At 57.0% G+C, this 19517-nt stretch carries 18 protein-coding genes; 9 read left to right on the top strand and 9 right to left on the bottom strand.

Annotation, left to right across the window (positions count from 1 at the left end; translation table 11 throughout):
* Nucleotides 1-13: 13 nt before the first annotated feature.
* The 3 genes from ACR0AY_RS11365 to ACR0AY_RS11355 all read left to right on the top strand — a co-directional run bounded on the left by ACR0AY_RS11365 (nt 14) and on the right by ACR0AY_RS11355 (nt 3351).
* On the top strand, nt 14-748 hold the full coding sequence (locus tag ACR0AY_RS11365) for a glutamine amidotransferase (RefSeq protein WP_170512354.1): 735 nt from the start codon (nt 14-16) through the stop codon (nt 746-748).
* A gap of 72 nt (nt 749-820) precedes the next feature.
* Nucleotides 821-1678 (top strand): bile acid:sodium symporter family protein, encoded by an 858-nt coding sequence (locus tag ACR0AY_RS11360; RefSeq protein ID WP_170512356.1) that lies wholly within the window; start codon nt 821-823, stop codon nt 1676-1678.
* Nucleotides 1679-1689: 11 nt separating this feature from the next.
* The gene (locus ACR0AY_RS11355; RefSeq protein ID WP_170512358.1) at nt 1690-3351 is read left to right on the top strand and encodes an FAD-binding dehydrogenase; all 1662 of its coding nucleotides are present in this window, start codon (nt 1690-1692) and stop codon (nt 3349-3351) included.
* Here ACR0AY_RS11355 and ACR0AY_RS11350 read toward each other — a convergent pair whose 3' ends face one another.
* The 5 genes from ACR0AY_RS11350 to mgtE all read right to left on the bottom strand — a co-directional run bounded on the left by ACR0AY_RS11350 (nt 3352) and on the right by mgtE (nt 8947).
* Nucleotides 3352-4098: a YbaY family lipoprotein gene (locus ACR0AY_RS11350; RefSeq protein WP_170401560.1), complete on the bottom strand. Its 747-nt coding sequence runs from the start codon at nt 4096-4098 to the stop codon at nt 3352-3354.
* A 96-nt stretch (nt 4099-4194) separates the two neighbouring features.
* A complete protein-coding gene (locus ACR0AY_RS11345; protein WP_170512360.1) occupies nt 4195-5973 on the bottom strand; it encodes an SLC13 family permease in 1779 nt (592 codons plus the stop codon).
* A gap of 91 nt (nt 5974-6064) precedes the next feature.
* The gene (locus tag ACR0AY_RS11340; protein ID WP_170512362.1) at nt 6065-6877 is read right to left on the bottom strand and encodes a TIGR00282 family metallophosphoesterase; all 813 of its coding nucleotides are present in this window, start codon (nt 6875-6877) and stop codon (nt 6065-6067) included.
* A 112-nt stretch (nt 6878-6989) separates the two neighbouring features.
* Nucleotides 6990-7556 carry a 5-formyltetrahydrofolate cyclo-ligase gene (locus ACR0AY_RS11335; RefSeq protein WP_170512364.1) on the bottom strand — a complete coding sequence of 189 codons (567 nt, stop codon included), beginning with the start codon at nt 7554-7556 and terminating at the stop codon, nt 6990-6992.
* On the bottom strand, nt 7553-8947 hold the full coding sequence (gene mgtE / locus ACR0AY_RS11330) for a magnesium transporter (protein WP_170401569.1): 1395 nt from the start codon (nt 8945-8947) through the stop codon (nt 7553-7555). The genes ACR0AY_RS11335 and mgtE overlap by 4 nt, the downstream gene beginning before the upstream one ends.
* A 138-nt stretch (nt 8948-9085) precedes the next feature.
* On the opposite strand from mgtE, the gene guaD reads away from it, so the two are divergent.
* Nucleotides 9086-10375 (top strand): guanine deaminase, encoded by a 1290-nt coding sequence (gene guaD / locus ACR0AY_RS11325; protein ID WP_170512366.1) that lies wholly within the window; start codon nt 9086-9088, stop codon nt 10373-10375.
* A 65-nt stretch (nt 10376-10440) separates the two neighbouring features.
* Here guaD and ACR0AY_RS11320 read toward each other — a convergent pair whose 3' ends face one another.
* From ACR0AY_RS11320 to ACR0AY_RS11310, 3 genes are all read right to left on the bottom strand, one after another.
* Nucleotides 10441-11775, bottom strand: a complete 1335-nt coding sequence (locus ACR0AY_RS11320) for an 8-oxoguanine deaminase (RefSeq protein WP_170512368.1) — start codon at nt 11773-11775, stop codon at nt 10441-10443.
* A gap of 114 nt (nt 11776-11889) precedes the next feature.
* Entirely contained in the window at nt 11890-12681 is a 792-nt protein-coding gene (hisN, locus tag ACR0AY_RS11315; RefSeq protein WP_170392196.1) for a histidinol-phosphatase, read from the bottom strand.
* A 44-nt stretch (nt 12682-12725) separates the two neighbouring features.
* A complete protein-coding gene (locus ACR0AY_RS11310) occupies nt 12726-13097 on the bottom strand; it encodes a helix-turn-helix domain-containing protein (protein WP_170343628.1) in 372 nt (123 codons plus the stop codon).
* 337 nt (nt 13098-13434) lie between these two features.
* Between ACR0AY_RS11310 and ACR0AY_RS11305 the strand changes: the two genes are divergently transcribed.
* Entirely contained in the window at nt 13435-14403 is a 969-nt protein-coding gene (locus ACR0AY_RS11305) for an NADPH:quinone oxidoreductase family protein (RefSeq protein WP_170512370.1), read from the top strand.
* On the opposite strand, the gene ACR0AY_RS11300 is transcribed toward ACR0AY_RS11305, so the two are convergent.
* Nucleotides 14387-15265: a LysR family transcriptional regulator gene (locus ACR0AY_RS11300; protein ID WP_170512372.1), complete on the bottom strand. Its 879-nt coding sequence runs from the start codon at nt 15263-15265 to the stop codon at nt 14387-14389. The genes ACR0AY_RS11305 and ACR0AY_RS11300 overlap by 17 nt on opposite strands.
* A gap of 127 nt (nt 15266-15392) precedes the next feature.
* Between ACR0AY_RS11300 and ACR0AY_RS11295 the strand changes: the two genes are divergently transcribed.
* The 4 genes from ACR0AY_RS11295 to ACR0AY_RS11280 all read left to right on the top strand — a co-directional run bounded on the left by ACR0AY_RS11295 (nt 15393) and on the right by ACR0AY_RS11280 (nt 19496).
* A complete protein-coding gene (locus ACR0AY_RS11295; protein WP_170512374.1) occupies nt 15393-15611 on the top strand; it encodes a DUF1127 domain-containing protein in 219 nt (72 codons plus the stop codon).
* Nucleotides 15612-15806: 195 nt separating this feature from the next.
* On the top strand, nt 15807-16544 hold the full coding sequence (locus ACR0AY_RS11290; RefSeq protein WP_010441904.1) for a Bax inhibitor-1/YccA family protein: 738 nt from the start codon (nt 15807-15809) through the stop codon (nt 16542-16544).
* Nucleotides 16545-16983: 439 nt separating this feature from the next.
* Nucleotides 16984-18144: a LacI family DNA-binding transcriptional regulator gene (locus tag ACR0AY_RS11285; protein WP_480454166.1), complete on the top strand. Its 1161-nt coding sequence runs from the start codon at nt 16984-16986 to the stop codon at nt 18142-18144.
* The gene (locus tag ACR0AY_RS11280; RefSeq protein ID WP_170420724.1) at nt 18141-19496 is read left to right on the top strand and encodes an extracellular solute-binding protein; all 1356 of its coding nucleotides are present in this window, start codon (nt 18141-18143) and stop codon (nt 19494-19496) included. The genes ACR0AY_RS11285 and ACR0AY_RS11280 overlap by 4 nt, the downstream gene beginning before the upstream one ends.
* The last annotated feature ends 21 nt before the right edge of the window (nt 19497-19517 follow it).

Here is a 19517-nt window from a genome sequence, read left to right as displayed (position 1 = left end):
CTAAAGGCTGTCTATGAAACGCTTTCTGATCCTGCAACTGCGCCCGGAAACCGATGCATCGGATGCCGAATATGCCTCGATACTGGACAAAACCGGGCTGAGCCCTGCGCAAACTCATCGCATCCGGCTGGATTGCGAAGACCTGCCCGAAGGGTTGGATGTCGTCGATTACGCTGGTGTCATCGTGGGTGGGGGTCCCGGCTGCGTCAGCGACGATCCGACCACCAAATCCGCGCTGGATGCAAAGATCGAAGGCGCAATCATGGGACTGATGCCCCAGATCACTGCGAAAGATCACCCGTTCATGGGCTGCTGCTATGGCTTGGGTATTCTCGCCGTACATTTGGGCGGAGATGTCAGCAAACGGCAATTTGGCGAACCGGTCGGACCGTCCGACTGCCGTCTGACAGAGGATGGCGCCCAAGACCCCTTGACCGCAGGCCTAAAGCCGAAATTCGAAGCGTTTGTGGGACATAAGGAAGCCGTGCAGTTACTGCCGGATGGCTGCGTTCATCTGGTAGCGTCTAACCCCTGCCCGTTTCAGATGATCCGCTGGGGGCAGAATGTCTATGCCACCCAGTTCCACCCCGAAGCGGACGCCAAAGATTTTGAGCAGCGGATTAACATCTACAAGGACCACGGCTATTTTCCGCCGGAGGATGCGCAAAGCTTGATCGATATGTGCCATGCCGCAGACGTTACGGAGCCGGGTGAAATCCTGCGCCGGTTTGCTCAACGCTACGGGTGACCCAACGGCGTTGTTGCCTGATCTACGACCCCTCGCATAGGCTGGCCCGAATGACTTTGGGAGGAGTTGTTCTTGGACCTGCTTATCAACGTTGGCCTGCCCATTTCGCTGGCCATTATCATGTTGTCACTGGGGATCGGGCTAGAAGCCGCCGATTTCCGCCGGGTTTTGGCGCGGGGGTACCCCTTCGCCATTGGCGCCATCAGTCAAGTTGTGCTGATACCATTGGCTGCCTTCGCGACGGTCACTCTGTTCGGACTGCCCGCTGAAATCGCCGTGGGTGTCATGCTTTTAAGCTTTTGCCCCGGTGGGGTCACCAGCAACATCCTAGCAAAGTTTGCCAAGGGTGATGTGGCACTGTCGGTCAGCCTGACAGCGGTGATCAGCCTGCTGTCCATCGTGACCGTCCCCATTCTGGCCGCATGGTCCATAGATCATTTCATGGGCGAGGCCGCACCCAAAGTTTCGATCAGCGCATTAGCCACCGCGCTGTTCCTGATCACGACCCTACCAGTCGCCATTGGTGTCGCCATACGTCACTTTGCAAGGGGGTTCGCCATTCGGGTCGACGGCCCGCTTTCGACGCTCGCATCGATACTGTTCGTGCTGATCGTCGCGGCGGCACTGGCCGGAAACTGGCAGTTCTTCATCCAAAACCTCAGCTCGATTGGGGCAGCTCTGATCGCGTTGAACGTTGCGCTGTTGCTGATCGGTCTGGGGCTGGCGCGCATCGCCAATCTGACATGGAGTGAGGCGAAAACGATCTCGGTCGAGACTGGCATTCAGAATTCGGCGATGGGAATTACGCTGGCAGCTTTGATCACCGGCACCACGACCGGCTTCAGCCCACTTGCCGTTCCTGCCGCCGTTTATGGTATCACGATGTATGTGGTCGTAACCCCCTTCATCCTTTGGTTCCGCAGCCGCTGAAAGGACATCCGATGACCAATAACACCGCAGACGCGATCGTGATCGGAGGCGGCCTTGCGGGCCTCTCGGCGGCGGCCGAATTGGGCGACCGGGGCAAGCGGGTGATCGTGCTGGATCAGGAGCCTGAGCATTTTCTGGGTGGACAGGCGTTTTGGAGCCTCGGCGGCCTGTTCATGATCGACACCCCCGAGCAGCGCCGCATGGGCATCCGCGACAGCCACGATCTGGCCCTGCGCGACTGGATGGGCAGCGCGCAGTTTGACCGCGATGAAGACAACTGGCCCCGCAAATGGGCTGAAGCCTATGTCGAGTTCGCCGCAGGTGAAATGCGTCCGTGGCTGCATGAAATGGGGCTGCGCTGGTTTCCCGTCGTGGGCTGGGCCGAACGCGGCGGTTCTTATGCGGACGGCCATGGCAACTCGGTCCCGCGCTTTCACATCACTTGGGGAACCGGCCCAGGTGTACTTGAGCATTTTATCCGCCGCGTCCGCGCGCATTTCGACGCCGGCTTGATCCAATTGAAGTTCCGTCACCAAGTCAGCCACATCATTATGCAAAATGGTTCTGCCAAAGGCGTGTCAGGGGAGGTCCTGGCCGATGACGGCATTCAAAGAGGTGGCAAGACCAACCGGGACGAAGTAGGCGAATTCGAAGTCTATGCCCCTTCGGTTATTGTCACCTCTGGTGGGATCGGTGGGAATTTCGAGATGGTGAGACAGAACTGGCCCCGCGACCGGCTGGGTGAACCGCCCAAAGATATGGTGGCAGGCGTTCCGTTTCATGTCGATGGCCGCATGATCCCGATCAGCGAGAAAGCTGGCGGACATGTCATCAACGGCGACAGAATGTGGCATTACACTGAAGGTGTGCGCAATTGGGATCCGATCTGGCCCGCGCACGGTATACGTATTCTACCCGGCCCAAGTTCGATGTGGTTCGATGCGCGCGGCAATCGCCTGCAACCCCCTTGCCTGCCGGGGTTCGATACGCTGGGAACGCTGAAAGAGATCCTGAAAACCGGATATGAATACAGCTGGTTCGTTCTGACCCAGAAGATCATCAAAAAGGAATTTGCACTTTCGGGGTCCGAGCAGAACCCGGATTTCACTTCGGGCAGCTGGAAAGAGGTGCTCCGTCAGCGCATCCTTTCTGGCACCAAGGCGACTGGCCCGGTCGAGGCGTTCAAGGAAAAGGGCGAGGATTTCGTCGTCGCCAACACGCTGACTGAATTGGTCAGCGGCATGAACCAATTAGGCGGGGGTCTGATAGACGAGACGCATCTGCGCACCCAGATCGAGGCACGGGATTCTCAGGTCGACAATCCGTTTTCCAAAGACGCCCAGATGATGGCCATCCTTGCGGCACGCAATTATCGGGGCGACAAGCTGATCCGGACGGCCAAACCGCACAAGTTCCTCGATCCATCAAACGGCCCGCTAATCGCGGTCAAGCTGCACGTACTGACCCGCAAGACACTGGGTGGGCTGCAGACCAATCTGGACAGTCAGATGATCGGCGCCAATGGACAAATCGTCCCCGGCTTGTTTGCAGCCGGAGAGGTCGCGGGCTTTGGCGGCGGCGGCTATCACGGGTACAACGCGCTAGAGGGCACGTTTCTGGGCGGTTGCATCTTCTCGGGTCGCAACGCAGGAAGGTCCCGCGCAGTGGCCTGATTACTGGGTGCGCACGAATTTCAGTATCGGCTCACCTGCAGCATCGAGCAAAACCATGCTGTCGCCGGCAACGGCATAGTTCGTCACGTTTTGCAGGGCGGCAAAGAACTGATCCTCGACCTCGTCCAGTTCTGGCGGGCACGCCATTAAAGTCGCGGCCATATTGTCTGGAAACTCAAGGCTGTTGCCGGTGATCTCGGCTTGCCCGGAAAACCGGTTGCAACCGCCCGTGCCACCGAACGCACCACCTTGGGCGAAGGAAAGCTGGGGCGGCCGTTTTGTATCTAGCACGGTTCCACCGATACCGATGGCTGTCCACTCGGTCCCTTCCAGGGTCGCGGGGCTCTGAGCACCGGCCTGCACCAGCACAAGATCTGCCGAATTGCCTTCGCCGTTGGTCAGCACGGGATGGACCGTATCCGTCGTAAACAACAGCTCACCCCCGCGATAGATCGATCCGCGTACTGCATAGGTCATACCCTCGCGGATCAGCGCGTCGTCAAAAGTCAGCTCAAATTCCGAGGGCACTCCGTTCAACGCATAGCGTTGCGCCGCCAGCGTGACCGCTGCCGCATCGGCCCGAGAGATATCCTGCAATTCGACAAATAGCGTCGCATCCGGTGGCAGGGCGATCCGTTCACGGTAGGTTGCCGTGCCAGTGACTGTTCCTGCCGAGCTTTGGCTGCCCAGCAAAGCCAATACGATTGCTCCGGCCACAATGGCCTGCCCGAGTTTTGGAAAAGGCATGATCCCATCCTTTCACATTCATCTTAGGCAAAAAGATTGTGACGATATCGACATTTACAAGGCCCGAAACACCAGGTCGGCGAATCCGTGCCAGTGTCAGAGCGGCCAGATGAACGGAATAAGAAGTGACGCCAGCAGACCCACAGTCAGGTTCAGCGGCACACCAACTTTCAGAAAATCGGTGAATCTGTACCCACCCGGGCCATACACCATCATGTTGGTCTGATAGCCAATCGGCGTCGCAAAGGATGCCGATGCCGCCACCATCACCGCGACCACCAGCGGGCGCGGATCAATTCCTACAGCCTGAGCCAGAGAGATCGCGATCGGAGTGACCACCACCGCCACGGCGTTGTTCGAAACCAATTCGGTTAGCACCGAGGTCAACAGATATACGGCCCATATGATCAAGAAAGGTGGCAACATGCCCAGCGCCGGTGCGACCGCTTCGACAATCAGTGTAACCGCGCCCGATTTATCGAGCGCAGCCCCAATTGCGAGCATGGAGAAGATCAGGGCCAGCAATCGGCCTTCGACAAATGAGAACGCCTCATCCGCGTCGATACATCGGGTCAGCAGAACCACGGCAACGGCGATGATCGACAACAGCAAAATCGGTGCCACGCCCAACCCCGCCAGGGCGACGATCCCGACCAGCGCACCGATGGCTATGGGCGCATGGCTGCGGCGAAACGCTCGTGCCGAAGGTTGCGTAACATCGACCATATCCATATCGGCGGCCAGCTTCTGGATATCCGCAGGCGAGCCCTCTAACAGCAGCGTATCCCCAACACGCACGGTCAAGGCATCCAACTGACGCCCGATATTCTGGTTCCTGCGATGAACCGCCAGGACGTAGACACCATATCGGCGACGTAACCGCATCGCACCAAGCGTTCGACCGACCATTCGGCAGCCCGGCGTGATCAGAACCTCAACCGTCTTGGTCTCAACGGCTGAGACCTGATCCACGCGCTTGAGTTCCTTGTTGCTTTGAAGACTCAGCAATTCGGTCATCTCGGTGCGCAAAACTACCCTGTCGCCCACTTTCAGCGTCACCCCCTTGAGGTTCCGCCGCAGTGAATCATCGCCTCGGATGACGTCGATCAGGCGCACACCGGGGCGCTTGAACAGCTGAACACCGGTCACTTCGCGGTCGATCAGATTGCTGTCGGGTGGGATAACCGCCTCAGTAAAAAACTTCATCTTGGAGCGGTCGCTAAGCATCTCGGCCATGCTGTCACGCTCGGGTAGCAGTCGTGGCGCAATGAAGCGCAGGTACACCATACCGTAGATCACCAGCGCGATGCCCAGCGGGGTAACCTCGAAGATTGAAAACGCCGTCATACCCTGTGCGCGGGCCACACCATCGACCAACAGGTTAGTCGAGGTGCCAATCAGCGTCAGCGTACCCCCAAGGATCGCCCCATAGCTGAGCGGGATCAACAATTTAGACGCCGAAACGTTCAGCGTGCGGGCGATCTGGATAAAGACCGGGATCATTACAACGACAACCGGTGTGTTCGACACCACCGCCGAAGCGACGACGACAAACGCCATCAATAACCCGATGGCAAACCGAGGGTTCACCTGCGCCTGCTTCTGCGCGAGCGAGGTGAACGCATCAAGCGCTCCGGTGCGCACCAAGGCACCCATGATGATGAACATCGCGCCGATGGTCCACGGCGCGGGATTCGAAAGGACTGCAAGCGCACTTTGATAGGGCAGGATACCGGTTGCCAGCATCAGGGCCGCCCCGCCGATTGCGACAACTTCGGTCGGATAGACCTCGCGCAGAAACATGATGAACATGCCCGCTACGATCATCAGCGCCAGAATTGCGCTGCCCATCTCTGTCAGTTGAAGGAATTGCATTCTTGGTATTCTGTCCGAACCCTGATTTGGCATACGCGCCTAATAGGTAGTTTCACGTATTGCGTGCGGCGGGGCAAGTCTGACGTGCTTTTCAGGGTGTAGACTGCTGCAACCGCCCGCCAACACGAATCATCTGCACGGATTTTGCGCTTCCATCGCGGTCATCGGTTTCGACAAAAACTCCGCTCAAGGTCGCCTCACCTGTCGCAGGCGTAAACCGCGCCTTGGGCATCCCGGTTATGAACCGGCGCATCGGTTCCTGCTTGTCCATTCCGATGACCGAGTCATAGTCGCCGCACATCCCGGCATCGGTCAGATATCCTGTACCGCCCGGCAATACCTGCGCATCCGCGGTAGGCACATGCGTATGCGTCCCAACCACAAGGCTTGCGCGTTTGTCGCAATAATGGCCCATCGCCATTTTCTCGGACGTTGCCTCGCAATGCATGTCGACGATGATCGCCTGCGCCTGGCCGCCGCGTGGGTGCGATTTCAGGATCGGTTCAATGGCCGAAAAGGGATCGTCAAAGGGGCGTTTCATGAAGACCTGCCCTAACACCTGCACCACCAAAACCTTGCGACCGCCCGGCGCGGTGAACAGTCGATGCCCCCGCCCCGGTGCCCCTTTGGCATAATTCAACGGACGCACGATGCGAGGTTCTTTCTCAATAAACTGCAGCATGTCTTTCTGGTCGAAAGCATGATCGCCCAGGGTGATACAATCGGCCCCCGCGTCCAAAAGCAGCTTGGCGTGGTCCCCGCTCAGCCCCATTCCGTTCGAGGAGTTCTCGCCGTTGACAACGACAAAATCCAGCCGCCATTCGTCACGCAGGCGTGGCAGATGCTGCTGGATGGCGGCGCGACCCGAGCGCCCCATGACGTCACCAAGAAACAAAATCCTCATGATTGCGGTCCTAGGGGCTGGAAGTGGCAATAACAAGGCAGAAGCAAACAATCACTCAGCCTGAAGCCTGCCAATGTAAAGGAAATCGCGATCGCGCATAGCGAGGGATAACTTAGAAAGTTAGCACCCGGCTTTCAGTAATCACCATATCGAGTGGTTGATCGGTCGGCTCCAGCGGCATATGTTCGGCTTCCTGCGCATCAAAGGCAAATCCTATGGCAAGCGTCGGGCGCTTGGCGCGCAACCCTTCAAGCGTGCGATCATAGAAGCCGCCGCCATAGCCCAAGCGACCACCCTTCGCATCAAACGCAACCAGTGGCACGATCAGGATCTCCGGGTCGAAATAGTCATCGATCTCGGGCACTTTCGCGCCGAAGGGTCCATCTTTCAGCATGCCCTCAGGCGTCCATCGAGAGAAGCGCAACGCCTGTCCTGCGGCCCGAATGACAGGCACGCCCACTGGGCCATATGCAGAAGCCTCGGCCATTGCAGGCAGCGGGTCGATTTCGGTGCGGATCGGCATGTAGCCAGACATGGGAACACCGCGATGACCCGCCAGAACCTCGGACAAGCGCCCGGCCGCGCCCGGGATGCGCATATCAAACGCTACCTTGCGTCGCGCGAATGCCACCTTGCGCGCTGCGGCCTTGATTTCAGTCAGATCGGTTGTCTCGTTCACAGTAGCACCACGCTGGCAAGCCCCAGAAAGATGAAGAACCCCATGACATCCGTTGTCGTGGTCACAAAGGTTCCTGACGCCAGCGCCGGGTCAACACCCAGACGGTCCAGCACGACCGGTACTACCGTACCAGCAAAGCCCGCGATGATCATGTTCACGACCAGCGCCGATCCGATCACGACGCCCAGCAGCGGGGAATCGAACCACATCATCCCGACGGTTCCCAACACGATAGCGAAACACAGCCCGTTGAGCATTCCCACCAGCAGTTCTCGCCGGATCACGCGCCCTACGTTCGAGCCGGTCAGGTCGCGTGTTGCCAACGCCCGCACTGCAACGGTAAGTGATTGGGTCCCGGCATTGCCCCCCATCGAGGCGACGATCGGCATCAGGATCGCGAGCGCCACCAGTTGATCAATCGCGGCCTCAAACTGAGAAATCACCAGCGATCCGCAAATCGCCGTAACCAGATTGACACCAAGCCAAGGCAAGCGGCGCCTACTGGTTGCCGCTACACTATCGGACAGAGAGCTTTCGTCCGAGACGCCCGCAAGACGCAGCATATCCTCTTCGTATTCTTCGTCCAGGACCACCATCGCATCGTCGATGGTGATGACACCGACCAAACGACCGTCGCCATCCACGACTGGAGCCGAAATCAGGTGATACTGATTGAACGCATAGGCCACGTCCTCTTCATCCTGTTCGACGGGTATGGTGTGGAATTCATCTTCGGCAATGTCCTGCAGCGGCACCTCGCGCCGGGTTGCCATCAACTTGCCCAGCGTGACCTGAGCAACCGGTTTCAATCGCGGGTCAACAAGTATGACATGATAGAACTGTTCCGGCAAATCGTCGGTGGCACGCATGAAATCGATGGCCTGCCCCACGGTCCAGTGATCGGGCGCCATGACCACCTCGCGCTGCATAAGGCGGCCAGCAGAGTTTTCTGGATAAGATAGGGCTTGCTCTGCCGCGACGCGTTCGGAGTCTTCAAGCGCGCCCAGGATGGTTTCTTGCTGCGGCTCTTCAAGGTCTTCCAGAAGGTCAACAACGTCATCACTTTCCATATCCCGAACGGCTTCGGCCAGAACGTCCGGTTTCAGGACATTGATTACTTCTTCCCGAACTGACTCGTCGAGCTCCGACAGGATATCGCCGTCGAACTCTTTGTCATACAGCCGGATCAGGCGCGCACGGTCGTAAGGATTGATCTGCTCCAGAAGGTCAGCGATATCGGCCGCGTGCAGCGGCTCCATCAGCTCAATCAGCTTGGCACGATCTTCGACATCAACCGCATAAAGGATGGCCGCAACGGTTCGCGGGTCCAGCGCATAGGCGTCCTCATCGCGGGGCTGATCGGGTCTGGCTTCGTCGTTGCCTGTCGTCATGCGCTGCCCCTCTTTCTTGTCGATTGCCCCTAGATAGAAGAAGCAGCTACCGGAAAACAATGACAATGGTCCAATTTACCCGCATCTTTCGCGCCCCTATGCTGGTTGGCGGTCCAAAACAGGCGGAGAACAGAACAAATGGCGCAAAAGACGCTTCTGAAGGGACGTGTGCTTAGCTTCAACGGATCACCGTTCGAAGGTGAGCCCACCGATGCGACCAAAATTCACCAAGCCGTCCTGATCGAAGATGGCCGCATCGCGGCACTGGGCCAGGCGTCCGACCTGTCTGACGCGCATCCCGAAGCCAACATTAAGGATTATGGCGATCAGCTGATCATGGCGGGATTTGTGGATTCTCATGTCCACTATCCGCAGACGGCAATGATCGCGAGCTGGGGAAAGCGGCTGATCGATTGGCTGAACAGCTACACGTTCCCTGAAGAGATGAAGTTTGACGACCCCGCCTATGCCGCTGAAATTGCAAACAGATATCTAGACCTAACCGCAGCCCATGGCACCACGACCATGTGCAGCTTTTGTACCATTCATCCAGAGAGTGTTGATGCCTTCTTTACCGCCGCGCAGGCGCGTGGGCAGCGGGTTGTCGCGGGTAAAACCTGCATGGATCGCAATGCGCCTGAGGGGCTGCGGGATACTGCACAAACCGGGTACGACCAGTCCAAAGCTCTGCTTGAAAAGTGGCATGGGGTTGATCGCATATCTTACGCCATCACTCCACGATTTTCGCCGACATCGACGCCAGAACAGCTGGAGGCGATGGGCGCGCTTTGGGCCGAGCATCCCGACTGCCTGATGCAAACCCATCTGAGCGAACAGACCGATGAGATCGAATGGGTCCGATTCCTGTTCCCCGACACGCGCGACTATCTGGATACGTACGAGCAGTTTGGATTGCTGGGCGGAAATGGCCTTTATGGGCACGCGATCCATCTGGAAGACCGAGAGCGGGATCGTCTGCGCGAGGTAGATGCAGCCCTGATCCACTGCCCCACTTCAAACACGTTTATCGGCTCTGGCCTGTTTGACATGAATGGTCTGATCCACTCAGGACACCGCGTGGGCTTGGCCACCGACACCGGAGGCGGCTCAAGTTTTTCAATGCTGCGCACAATGGCTGCGGCCTATGAGATTGGTCAATTGCGGGGTTATCCTCTGCACCCGTCGCAATTGCTTTGGCTTGGAACGGTGGGATCGGCTCGTACCCTGCGGATGGATGACCGTATTGGAAACATCGCCGTGGGCATGGAAGCCGATCTGGCGGTGCTGAACCTCGCATCGACGCCTGCTATCGCCCAGCGCGAAGCTCATGCTGATGATCTTTGGGAAGCGGTGTTCCCGACCATCATGATGGGTGATGACCGTGCCGTAACCGATACCTGGATCGCCGGACGAGCTGTTTCTGGTTGATAGGAATGGGCCTATGGCCCATGCTTCCGGCGGAGGTATTTTTAGCCAGATGAAGAGCGGATCCGCTATTCTGCCAGCGCGCGTGCCAGACGATTCTGGGTTTCTATGACCCTTGGCAGGTCGATCGTGGCGATCTGACTGTTACGAACAATCTGGCGTCCCTCGACAAAGAGGTGTTTGACACGCGTCGGTCCGGCCAGAAGGAGCGCAGCGGGGTCCCAACTGCCTGCACTTTCAATTCCTTGCACGTCCCAAATGGCAATATCAGCTCGTTTACCGGGCATAAGCCGGCCGCAATCGGGCCGATTCAACACATCCGCCCCGCCTCGGGTGGCGATCTCAAGCGCCTCACGGGCCGACATGGCGTCAGCGCCGTTTGCGACTCGTTGCAGCAGCATAGACTGGCGCGCCTCGGCCATCAGATTGCCGCTGTCGTTGCTGGCTGATCCATCCACGCCCAACCCGACTGGCACGCCTTGATCACGCATTTTTCGGACTGGCGCGATACCTGAACCAAGACGACAATTGGAACATGGACAGTGCGCAACGCCGGTTCGGCTACGTGCAAACAGGTCAATCTCGGCGCCATCCAGCTTGACACAATGAGCGTGCCAGACATCCGAACCGGTCCAGCCTAATTCTTCGGCGTATTGGCCGGGTCTACATCCGAACTGATCTTGAGAATAGGCAATATCCTCATCGTTCTCCGCCAGATGGGTGTGCAGCATCACACCTTTGTCGCGCGCCAACAGCGCGGCATCACGCATCAAGTCTCGGCTAACCGAGAACGGCGAACATGGCGCCAAACCAACGCGACACATCGAACCCTCAGATGGGTCGTGATAGGCGTCTACGACACGGATCATATCCTCCAGAATAGCCTGCTCGGATTCGACCAAAGCATCAGGAGGCAGTCCACCATCACTTTCGCCAATGCTCATAGCCCCACGCGTGGGATGAAAACGCAGCCCCAGCTCTGACGCTGCATGGATCGTGTGTTCAAGCCGCGCGCCATTTGGATATAGGTAAAGGTGGTCAGAGCTAAGCGAGCAGCCGGACAGTGCCATCTCGGCCAATCCGATCTGGGCAGATATAAACATCTCGTCAGGACCAAAGCGGGACCAGATGGGATAGAGCGTTCGCAACCAACCAAACAACAATGCGTCCTGCCCGCCGGGAACCGCGCGGGTGAGCGTTTGGTAGAGATGGTGATGGGTGTTCACCAGACCGGGGGTCACAACACACCCATTTGCATCATGTATTTCGCCATCGCTCGTAAGGCGCTGGCCAATCTGGGCAATCTTACCATCCCGAACCAGCAGATCAGCGCCTGCAAGCTCTTGCCGATCATCATCCATCGTCAGGATCATATCGGCGTTACGGATCAGAAATTCTGTCATTTTCGCACTCCCGCATACTGCCCATCTCATGCATGGAGTGATGGGCTGGTGGAAAACGGGCGTAAGAACCAGCCGTGATCAGTTTAAAGTCGCAAAGAAGGGTCGGCAACCCGTTTAGTATTGCTTCAGAATTTCTAGCGCTGCCGCATGAATCTCAGTATTGGCTGCAGCGAGCGCACGCCCACCATTATGAGCCGGATTGCCCTGCCAATCCGTCACAATACCACCCGCGGCCTCGATCACCGCGATTGGGGCCTGGATATCGTAGGAATTCAATCCGGCCTCGACCACTAGATCGGTTTGACCTGCAGCGAGCAACGCGTAGGCATAACAATCCATCCCATAGCGTGTCAGCTTCGTTTTCTGAGAAACCGCCTTGAATGCGGCGGCCTCGACCGCGCTGCCAACCTCCGGGAAAGTGGTGAAGATGATCGCCTGGTCCAGAGATCGAGTGTCACGCGTCCCAAGTTCTGTGCGTCCCAAAGGGCCTTTGACAAATGCGTGCTCTTTATCTCCGATAAAACGTTCGCCGATATAGGGCTGATCGATCACACCAAGCTTCGGTCCAGTCTCATCGCTTAGGGCGATCAGAACACCCCATGTGGGCGTACCACTTATGAAACCGCGCGTGCCATCAATTGGGTCCAGCACCCAAACTCGTCCGGTAGTTCCCTCGGAATGACCGAACTCTTCCCCCAGGATACCGTCCTCAGGCCGGTGATCAGCCAGCACCCTACGCATTGCTTTTTCTGCTTCGCGATCAGCGGCTGTCACCGGATCAAAACCGGCATCGAGTTTGTTGTCTGTCTTCAGGTTAGATTGGCGGAAAAACGGAAGAATGGCCGCCCGCGCAGCGTCGGCCATTTCTTCGGCAATCTCTAGATCGCTTCGTAGGGTGTTTTGCATTGCTTACCCGTGCGCCCCACACCCCGCGAAGTCAAGCGCTTGTATCAGGCGACGTCGCTCAGCACGCGTGCCAGTTCAAACAGGCGGCGACGCTGGTTTTCCGGGATCGCATAATACGAGCGAACAAGATCAAGCGCTTCTTTGTCACCCATCAAATCCGCAGGAACCGATTTCTTGTCTGCATCCGACTTCTGAGCCTCTTCAAGACCCTCGAAGAAAAAGCTGACGGGAACATCCAACGCTTCGGCAATGTCCCACAAACGCGATGCGCTTATCCGGTTGGCCCCTGTTTCGTATTTTTGGATTTGTTGAAACTTGATACCAACTTGCTGCGCCAACTGCTGCTGAGTCATGCCAATCAGCCAGCGGCGATGCCGGACGCGTTTGCCCACATGGACATCGACGTGATGGGTCATTGGTAGTCTCCTTTACACAAACACCTGTCCGGGAAACCGCGACAGCAGCCATCGCCGCTTAGTTAGCGGGTCGCTGCTTAAGAACTCCCTAATTCGGATCGTGCCCCCCGAACAGCACCATAGTACAATATTGCCGCAATCCGTTATTTTTTCAAGCTGGTTGAATCAGAGAATTCGAACAGTGGTTTGTGGTTGTACGGCCAACATAGAGATTGATAGTTTCTAAATGGGAAACAGTTGATCCACCCTATTCAGTTTAACGCTGTGAAGATTGCGAATGGAATTGACAAACGGTCAAGCCAAACGGCCTATGGCGACAAAAGAGCGGAGACCAATGATGCAGGCATTTCGTATCGAGACCAAAGGGGCACCCGCTCAGCTATGCGAAACACGCGAAGCACCGCTGCAAGAGAACCAAGTTCGTATCGCAATCCGCGCCTGCGGCCTGAACTTTGCAGACCTTCTGATGCAGAAAGGAACGTATCAAGACACCCCCGAAGCACCGTTTACGCTGGGCATGGAGATTGCAGGGATTGTCACCGAAATTGGAAACAATGCTACGCATTTGAAGTTGGGCGATCGTGTTGCAGTCTATTCAGGTCAAGGCGGCCTGGCCGAATCAGGCGTTTTTGATGCGGACCGGGCAATTCCCCTTCCAGATTCCATGAGTTTCGAAGACGCGGCCGCGATCCAAATTGCCTATGGCACCAGCCATATTGCTCTTGCGCACCGGGCGCGACTGCAACCGGGCGAGACCCTACTGGTCACCGGTGCTGCCGGTGGCGTGGGATTGACCGCAGTTGAAATCGGAAAACTGATGGGTGCGACAGTCATCGCCCAAGCCCGCGGGCAGGACAAATTGGCCGTGGCACAAAAAGCTGGTGCAGACCATCTGCTTGACGCAAGCGAAGACCTGCGCGACCGCGTTCTCGCTCTGGGTGGTGCTGACGTGGTCTACGATGCGATTGGTGGAGATGTCTTCAAGGCCGCCTTCCGCGCGACCAACCCGGAAGGCCGCTTGTTACCGATCGGATTTGCCGGAGGTGAGGTGCCCCAGATCCCGGCCAACCATCTATTGGTCAAGAACCTGACCGTGATCGGCGTATATATCGGCGGCTATCTGAATTTCAGACCCGAGATCGTGCGCGACAGCTTCAGCACCTTGTTCCGCTGGCATTCTGAGGGCCGGATAAAGCCTCATATCAGCCACGTCCTGCCCTTGAAGGATGCAGCAAAAGGTTTGGAACTGCTGCGCGATCGCAAATCCACTGGCAAGGTGGTGATCCGCATCAACTCGCCACTTTAAGCGGCTGCGCCGTTGGATGACTGAAGTTCTGGCGCAGCAGGTTCGCAAGCTCTGATACATATTCCTCACGTACCCGCTCTGCACCGTAGAGGTTGATGAACTGCACCGGCAGGTCCGGCAGCACTCCGGCATGGTCAATCAGTTCCTGATGGCTGGGCTGGGTGCCTTCCAGCAAAACTCCCACAGCCAGATCAGCGCTGACGGTGGCTTCAACGGTGCGGTCGGAATCGCTGTCGATGCTCATATCCCATTCGATTCCCGCATCATCCAGCGCCGCTGTCGCAACCGGACGGAAAATGCAATTCCGGCAAAACCCCAGCCGCAAAGGCTTTTGGCGCCAGGCAGATCCGTTCAGCGCGCCAACCCAACGCAAAGGCATATGGTGCAGGGTTTCGGCACCTTCGCCCGCACCCGATTCCGTAGTCACAATCAGATCGAAGCTTCCGCGTGCGAACTCTTCTTTCAAGTGCCGCGTGTTGGAAGTGACCAAGTTCACGCTGACCCGAGGAAAGCTGGCATTGAAACGCTTCAACACGCGCGGGATGAACGGATGAACGACGTCATGCGGTACGCCTAGCACGACCTCGCCCTCAAACGCCTGATCCGTCAACCGCCCGATTACCTCATCATTCAACGCAATCATCCGCCGTGCGTATGCCAGCAATTGCTCTCCGGACGCCGTTAGCGCGATGGTTCGACCGGATCGATCCAGTAATTCCAGCCCCAAAAGCTCTTCCAGCCGCTTGAGCTGCATAGAGACCGCAGATTGCGTGAGGTGAAGAAATCCAGCGGCACGCGTCACGCCCCCATGGTCAGCAACAGCTACGAAAGACCGCAATGTGGTGATGTCCAAATTTCGCATGTTCAAGATTCCTTATGAGACTCGTCATAAACATTCATTTCCAAAATATGTCAGACTGCTCCATATAGATCAAGGAAATTGATTGAAGCGCTAGGTTTCATCAAACAATCAGGAAAGGGCAATCATCATGACCCATATAGCCATCTCAGCTCATCGTCGCATCAAGCGTAAGGCGATTGGTGCTCGGATACTTGACCTGTTTAACCTCGCTCGTCAGCGGCGCGCCCTCGCCCAGCTTGATGATGATGCACTGAATGACATCGGCGTTTCACGCAAAGACGCGCGTAACGAAGCAGAGCGCCCGTTCTGGGACGCGCCCGACAGCTGGCACAAACATCTGTATTAATTCGAAAATACCGGCGGCTTGAGGGATTTGGCGACCAAGCCGCCGGTTTTTTGGCGACAGTTGCAAAAATTGCCGACAGTTTTGCTGAGTTTCAGGCTTAAAACCCTTGAAACGAGGGCCACACTCTCCGATATTTACCGGGAAACCGGCTCGCATCCGTGGGCTGCGAACAGAATATTGAAGGGAGACCCCTATATGGCACAATTCGACACGATCCGGACGGCGTCCGGCGCGCGCGCTGCCGAGATAGACGAGGGCCTGCGCGCCCATATGAACAAAGTCTACGGCACGATGTCCGTAGGCATGCTGATCACATTTGCCGTGGCATGGGCCGTGGGCTCGAGCCCGCAACTGCTGTCGATCTTCCGTGATCCGGTCACGCTGAGCCCCAATATCCTGGGCTGGATCGTGATGTTTGCACCTTTGGCGATGGTGTTTGGCTTTGGCGCCGCCATCAACCGCCTCTCGGCGTCCGGCGCACAGCTGTTCTTTTATGCATTTGCAGCCGTGATGGGCCTGTCGCTGAGCTGGATTTTCGTAGCATTCACCGGCATCTCGATCGCGCAGGTGTTCCTGGTGACTTCGATCGCGTTTGCAGGTCTTTCGCTGTACGGTTATGTGACCAAGAAAGACCTGTCCGGCATGGGTACTTTCCTGATGATGGGCGTTATCGGCCTGATCGTTGCGATGGTTATCAACATCTTCCTGCAGTCGCCTGCGATCATGTTCGCAGTGTCGATCCTGGGTGTGCTGATCTTTGCCGGCCTGACCGCCTATGACACGCAGAAGATCAAAACCACCTATCTGCAGATGGCTCATGCTGGCGATCAGGAATGGCTTGGCAAAGCGGCGATCATGGGTGCATTGAACCTGTATCTGGACTTCATCAACATGTTCATGTTCCTGCTGCAACTACTGGGCAACAGAGAATAAAACTGCTTCCAACAGAATACAGAAAGCCCCGCTTAGCACTCCGCTAAGCGGGGCTTTTTTTAGGTTGCTCTTCAAAAGCCCATACCAAGCCTTGGTGAAATCGCATGATGTTCCGACCAGATTATTTTGCCTCCACAAATTTTACACGCCCTCATGGCCGGATAGTCGCCCGTATTTACGCATAGTCCTCATGCTCAATTCACCGATTCCCATCAAAGCTCCGCGAACAATGATCAGCGTGCAGTTACTGTAGCAGTCGGCAGTCAACCATGTTGGCGCAACCCTAATTTTGCACCGCTCTGAAAGCCGCGTTTGCAAGTTTGCATATGCGTTCATCAGCGCCTTTCGCCATTGGAACGTTCGTGTACTTGGTCGATCCAATCAAAGAATTTCATAATTTTGATTGCCGAAACCGGTTTCGGAGAAAACAAATAGAAGAATGATGACGAATCCAAGTCTCCAGCAACCGCAGTCTCGCCCCCGGAGTCATTCTGGCCCCGGCAGGGTAAAACTGGATCAATTGGCCGATCATCTTGGGCTTTCTAAGAGCACGGTGTCCCGCGCCCTGAATGGATATACCGACATCTCGGAATCCACGAGAAAGCGCGTTCAAACCACGGCGCGAAAGATGGGCTATCGCCCACTCAGCCATGCGCAGGCGATACGAACCGGGCGGGTGCGCGCCATTGCCATGGTCATCAACAGCGAAGAACCAGACCGGCATAACCCATTTCTTCAGGACTTTCTGGCCGGAGCATGCGAAGCGGCGAGCGCATCCGACTGGACGATGACGATTTCTACGGCGAAGTCCGAAAAAGATATGCTTGATGTATTGGGGCGGCTTGTCGAAGAGCGCAAAGCCGATGGATTCATTCTGCCCCGGACCGAGGTCGACGATGCGAGGGTGAAATACCTGCAAGAGTTGAAGGTTCCCTTCATCATGTATGGCCGCACGGGGTATGGGCAGGCGGACTGGCAGGATGAGACATCCTGGTTCGACATTTCGGGTGAATCTGCAACCCGTGATGCGGTCGGTCGGCTCGTCGATTTTGGCCATACGCGTATCGGCTATGTCGGTAGCGATCCGAAATTCAACTACAGCCATCTGCGCCGTGACGGTTATCTCGAAGGTCTCAAGATCGCGGGCTTGCCTGCCGATCCCGAGTTGTTCCGGGAAGGTGCTCGTACGCGCGAGGAGGGTGCGGTTGAGGCACGCGCGCTTTTGACGCTGAATCACCCACCTACTGCAATAGTGTTTGCAACAGATCTTGCTGCGCTGGGGTGTTACTCGGTCTGTGCAGAACTGGGCCTCGAGGTCGGGCAAGATGTATCAATTTTGGGATATGACGGCATCCCTGAATGCCAATATGTCAGCCCTGGTCTAACCACGTTCAGCGTCGATTCTAAGCGGGCCGGAGAACGCCTTGCGACGATGCTGATCAGTCAGACTCGCGGTGAAGCACCGACAGATCTGCGTGAGATTAGTGAGGCCGTTCTGATCGAACGCAATTCCGACGGGCCACCAAGCGTTACAGCCGAGGAACTGGCCCGAAAAATTCAACTTTCAAAAGATCATAACCGGGGAGGAAACCGACTATGAAACTTGCACCTTTAGCATCGCGAATGATGCTTGGAACATCGCTTGCGCTAGTATTGGCGGCGATGTCCGCTCAGGCGGATACGATCCGCTTCTGGACCACCGAAGAACAGCCCGAGCGGCTGGCCAAGCAACAGGAAATGGCTGACCAGTTCAAGGCTGAAACCGGCACCACGGTCGAGGTTATCCCGGTCACCGAAAGTGATCTGGGTACACGCGCCACAGCAGCATTTGCCGCCGGAGACCTGCCAGATGTGGTCTATCATCCGCTGCAATATGCCCTGCCATGGGCTGAAGCGGGCATTTTGGACACCGAAGCCGCCACCGAAGTGATCGAAGAACTGGGCGCCGACACCTTCGCCCCCGGCGCGCTTGGTATGGCGGCGTTCAACGACGAAACCGCGTCGGTACCGGTCGATGGATGGACTCAAATGGTTGTCTACCGCAAAGACCTGTTTGATGAAGCTGGCCTTGAGGCCCCGAACTCATTCGCCAACGTCGTCGCTGCGCTGGAGCAGTTGCACAACCCGCCCGAGATGTACGGTTTCGTTGCTGCAACCAAAGTTGATGAAAACTTCATGAGTCAGGTTTTGGAGCATGTGTTCCTCGCCAATGGCGTGACCCCTGTTGGCGCGGACGGCTTCCAACCGCTGGATGAAGCCAAGACCATAGAGGTATTGGATTTCTACAAGGCGATCTCGAAAGCCTCGCCCCCGGGTGAGCTATTCTGGAAACAATCGCGCGAGCTGTATTTTGATGGCAAAGCAGCGATGATCATCTGGTCGCCCTTCATCCTTGACGAACTGGCCGGTCTGCGCGACAGCGCCCCGCCGACGATCAACGATGATCCGACCTCGCGCGATCTGGCCTCGAAGACCGGTATCGTCACTAACTTCTCGGGCCCATCGAACCCGGATGGCGCGGCTTGGGGTGACGTTCGTTACTTTGGCATCACCAACGACGCCGACACCGACGCGGCGATGGAGTTCGTGAAATTCGCCATGGACGACGGCTATACTCAAACACTGGCCATCGCACCCGAGGGCAAGTTCCCGGTCCGTCGCGGTAATGCTGACAACCCGACCGCGTTCTCGGAAGCATGGGCAGAGCTGCCTGTAGGCGTGGACCGCAAAGCCCCGTTGGGCGAGCTGTATGATCAGGCGATGATCGATGAGATCGTCGGCGGTCTGGACGTGGCGCAGCGCTGGGGCGTTGCTGAAGGCCAGCTGGCTTTGGCGTCCAAAATGATCAACAGCCAGGCAATTAACCGGGTCGTGCGCCAATATATCGACGATGAAATCGATGCCGCCGCTGCAGTGGCCGCAATGAACGACGAGCTCGCGAAGGTTCAGTAACCTTGTGACACATGCAGCGGC

The organism is Ruegeria sp. A5 (genome assembly GCF_056543005.1).
This window is presented reverse-complemented; position numbering and strand designations above follow the sequence as displayed.

Coding starts and splice junctions, on each gene's coding strand:
- mgtE (WP_170401569.1), bottom strand. CDS start 8,947: ATGACGACAGGCAACGACGAAGCCAGACCCGATCAGCCCCGCGATGAG.
- ACR0AY_RS11285 (WP_480454166.1), top strand. CDS start 16,984: ATGATGACGAATCCAAGTCTCCAGCAACCGCAGTCTCGCCCCCGGAGT.
- guaD (WP_170512366.1), top strand. CDS start 9,086: ATGGCGCAAAAGACGCTTCTGAAGGGACGTGTGCTTAGCTTCAACGGA.
- ACR0AY_RS11355 (WP_170512358.1), top strand. CDS start 1,690: ATGACCAATAACACCGCAGACGCGATCGTGATCGGAGGCGGCCTTGCG.
- ACR0AY_RS11310 (WP_170343628.1), bottom strand. CDS start 13,097: ATGACCCATCACGTCGATGTCCATGTGGGCAAACGCGTCCGGCATCGC.
- ACR0AY_RS11295 (WP_170512374.1), top strand. CDS start 15,393: ATGACCCATATAGCCATCTCAGCTCATCGTCGCATCAAGCGTAAGGCG.
- ACR0AY_RS11290 (WP_010441904.1), top strand. CDS start 15,807: ATGGCACAATTCGACACGATCCGGACGGCGTCCGGCGCGCGCGCTGCC.
- ACR0AY_RS11365 (WP_170512354.1), top strand. CDS start 14: ATGAAACGCTTTCTGATCCTGCAACTGCGCCCGGAAACCGATGCATCG.
- ACR0AY_RS11305 (WP_170512370.1), top strand. CDS start 13,435: ATGCAGGCATTTCGTATCGAGACCAAAGGGGCACCCGCTCAGCTATGC.
- ACR0AY_RS11350 (WP_170401560.1), bottom strand. CDS start 4,098: ATGCCTTTTCCAAAACTCGGGCAGGCCATTGTGGCCGGAGCAATCGTA.
- ACR0AY_RS11340 (WP_170512362.1), bottom strand. CDS start 6,877: ATGAGGATTTTGTTTCTTGGTGACGTCATGGGGCGCTCGGGTCGCGCC.
- ACR0AY_RS11320 (WP_170512368.1), bottom strand. CDS start 11,775: ATGACAGAATTTCTGATCCGTAACGCCGATATGATCCTGACGATGGAT.
- ACR0AY_RS11300 (WP_170512372.1), bottom strand. CDS start 15,265: ATGCGAAATTTGGACATCACCACATTGCGGTCTTTCGTAGCTGTTGCT.
- ACR0AY_RS11280 (WP_170420724.1), top strand. CDS start 18,141: ATGAAACTTGCACCTTTAGCATCGCGAATGATGCTTGGAACATCGCTT.
- hisN (WP_170392196.1), bottom strand. CDS start 12,681: ATGCAAAACACCCTACGAAGCGATCTAGAGATTGCCGAAGAAATGGCC.
- ACR0AY_RS11345 (WP_170512360.1), bottom strand. CDS start 5,973: ATGCAATTCCTTCAACTGACAGAGATGGGCAGCGCAATTCTGGCGCTG.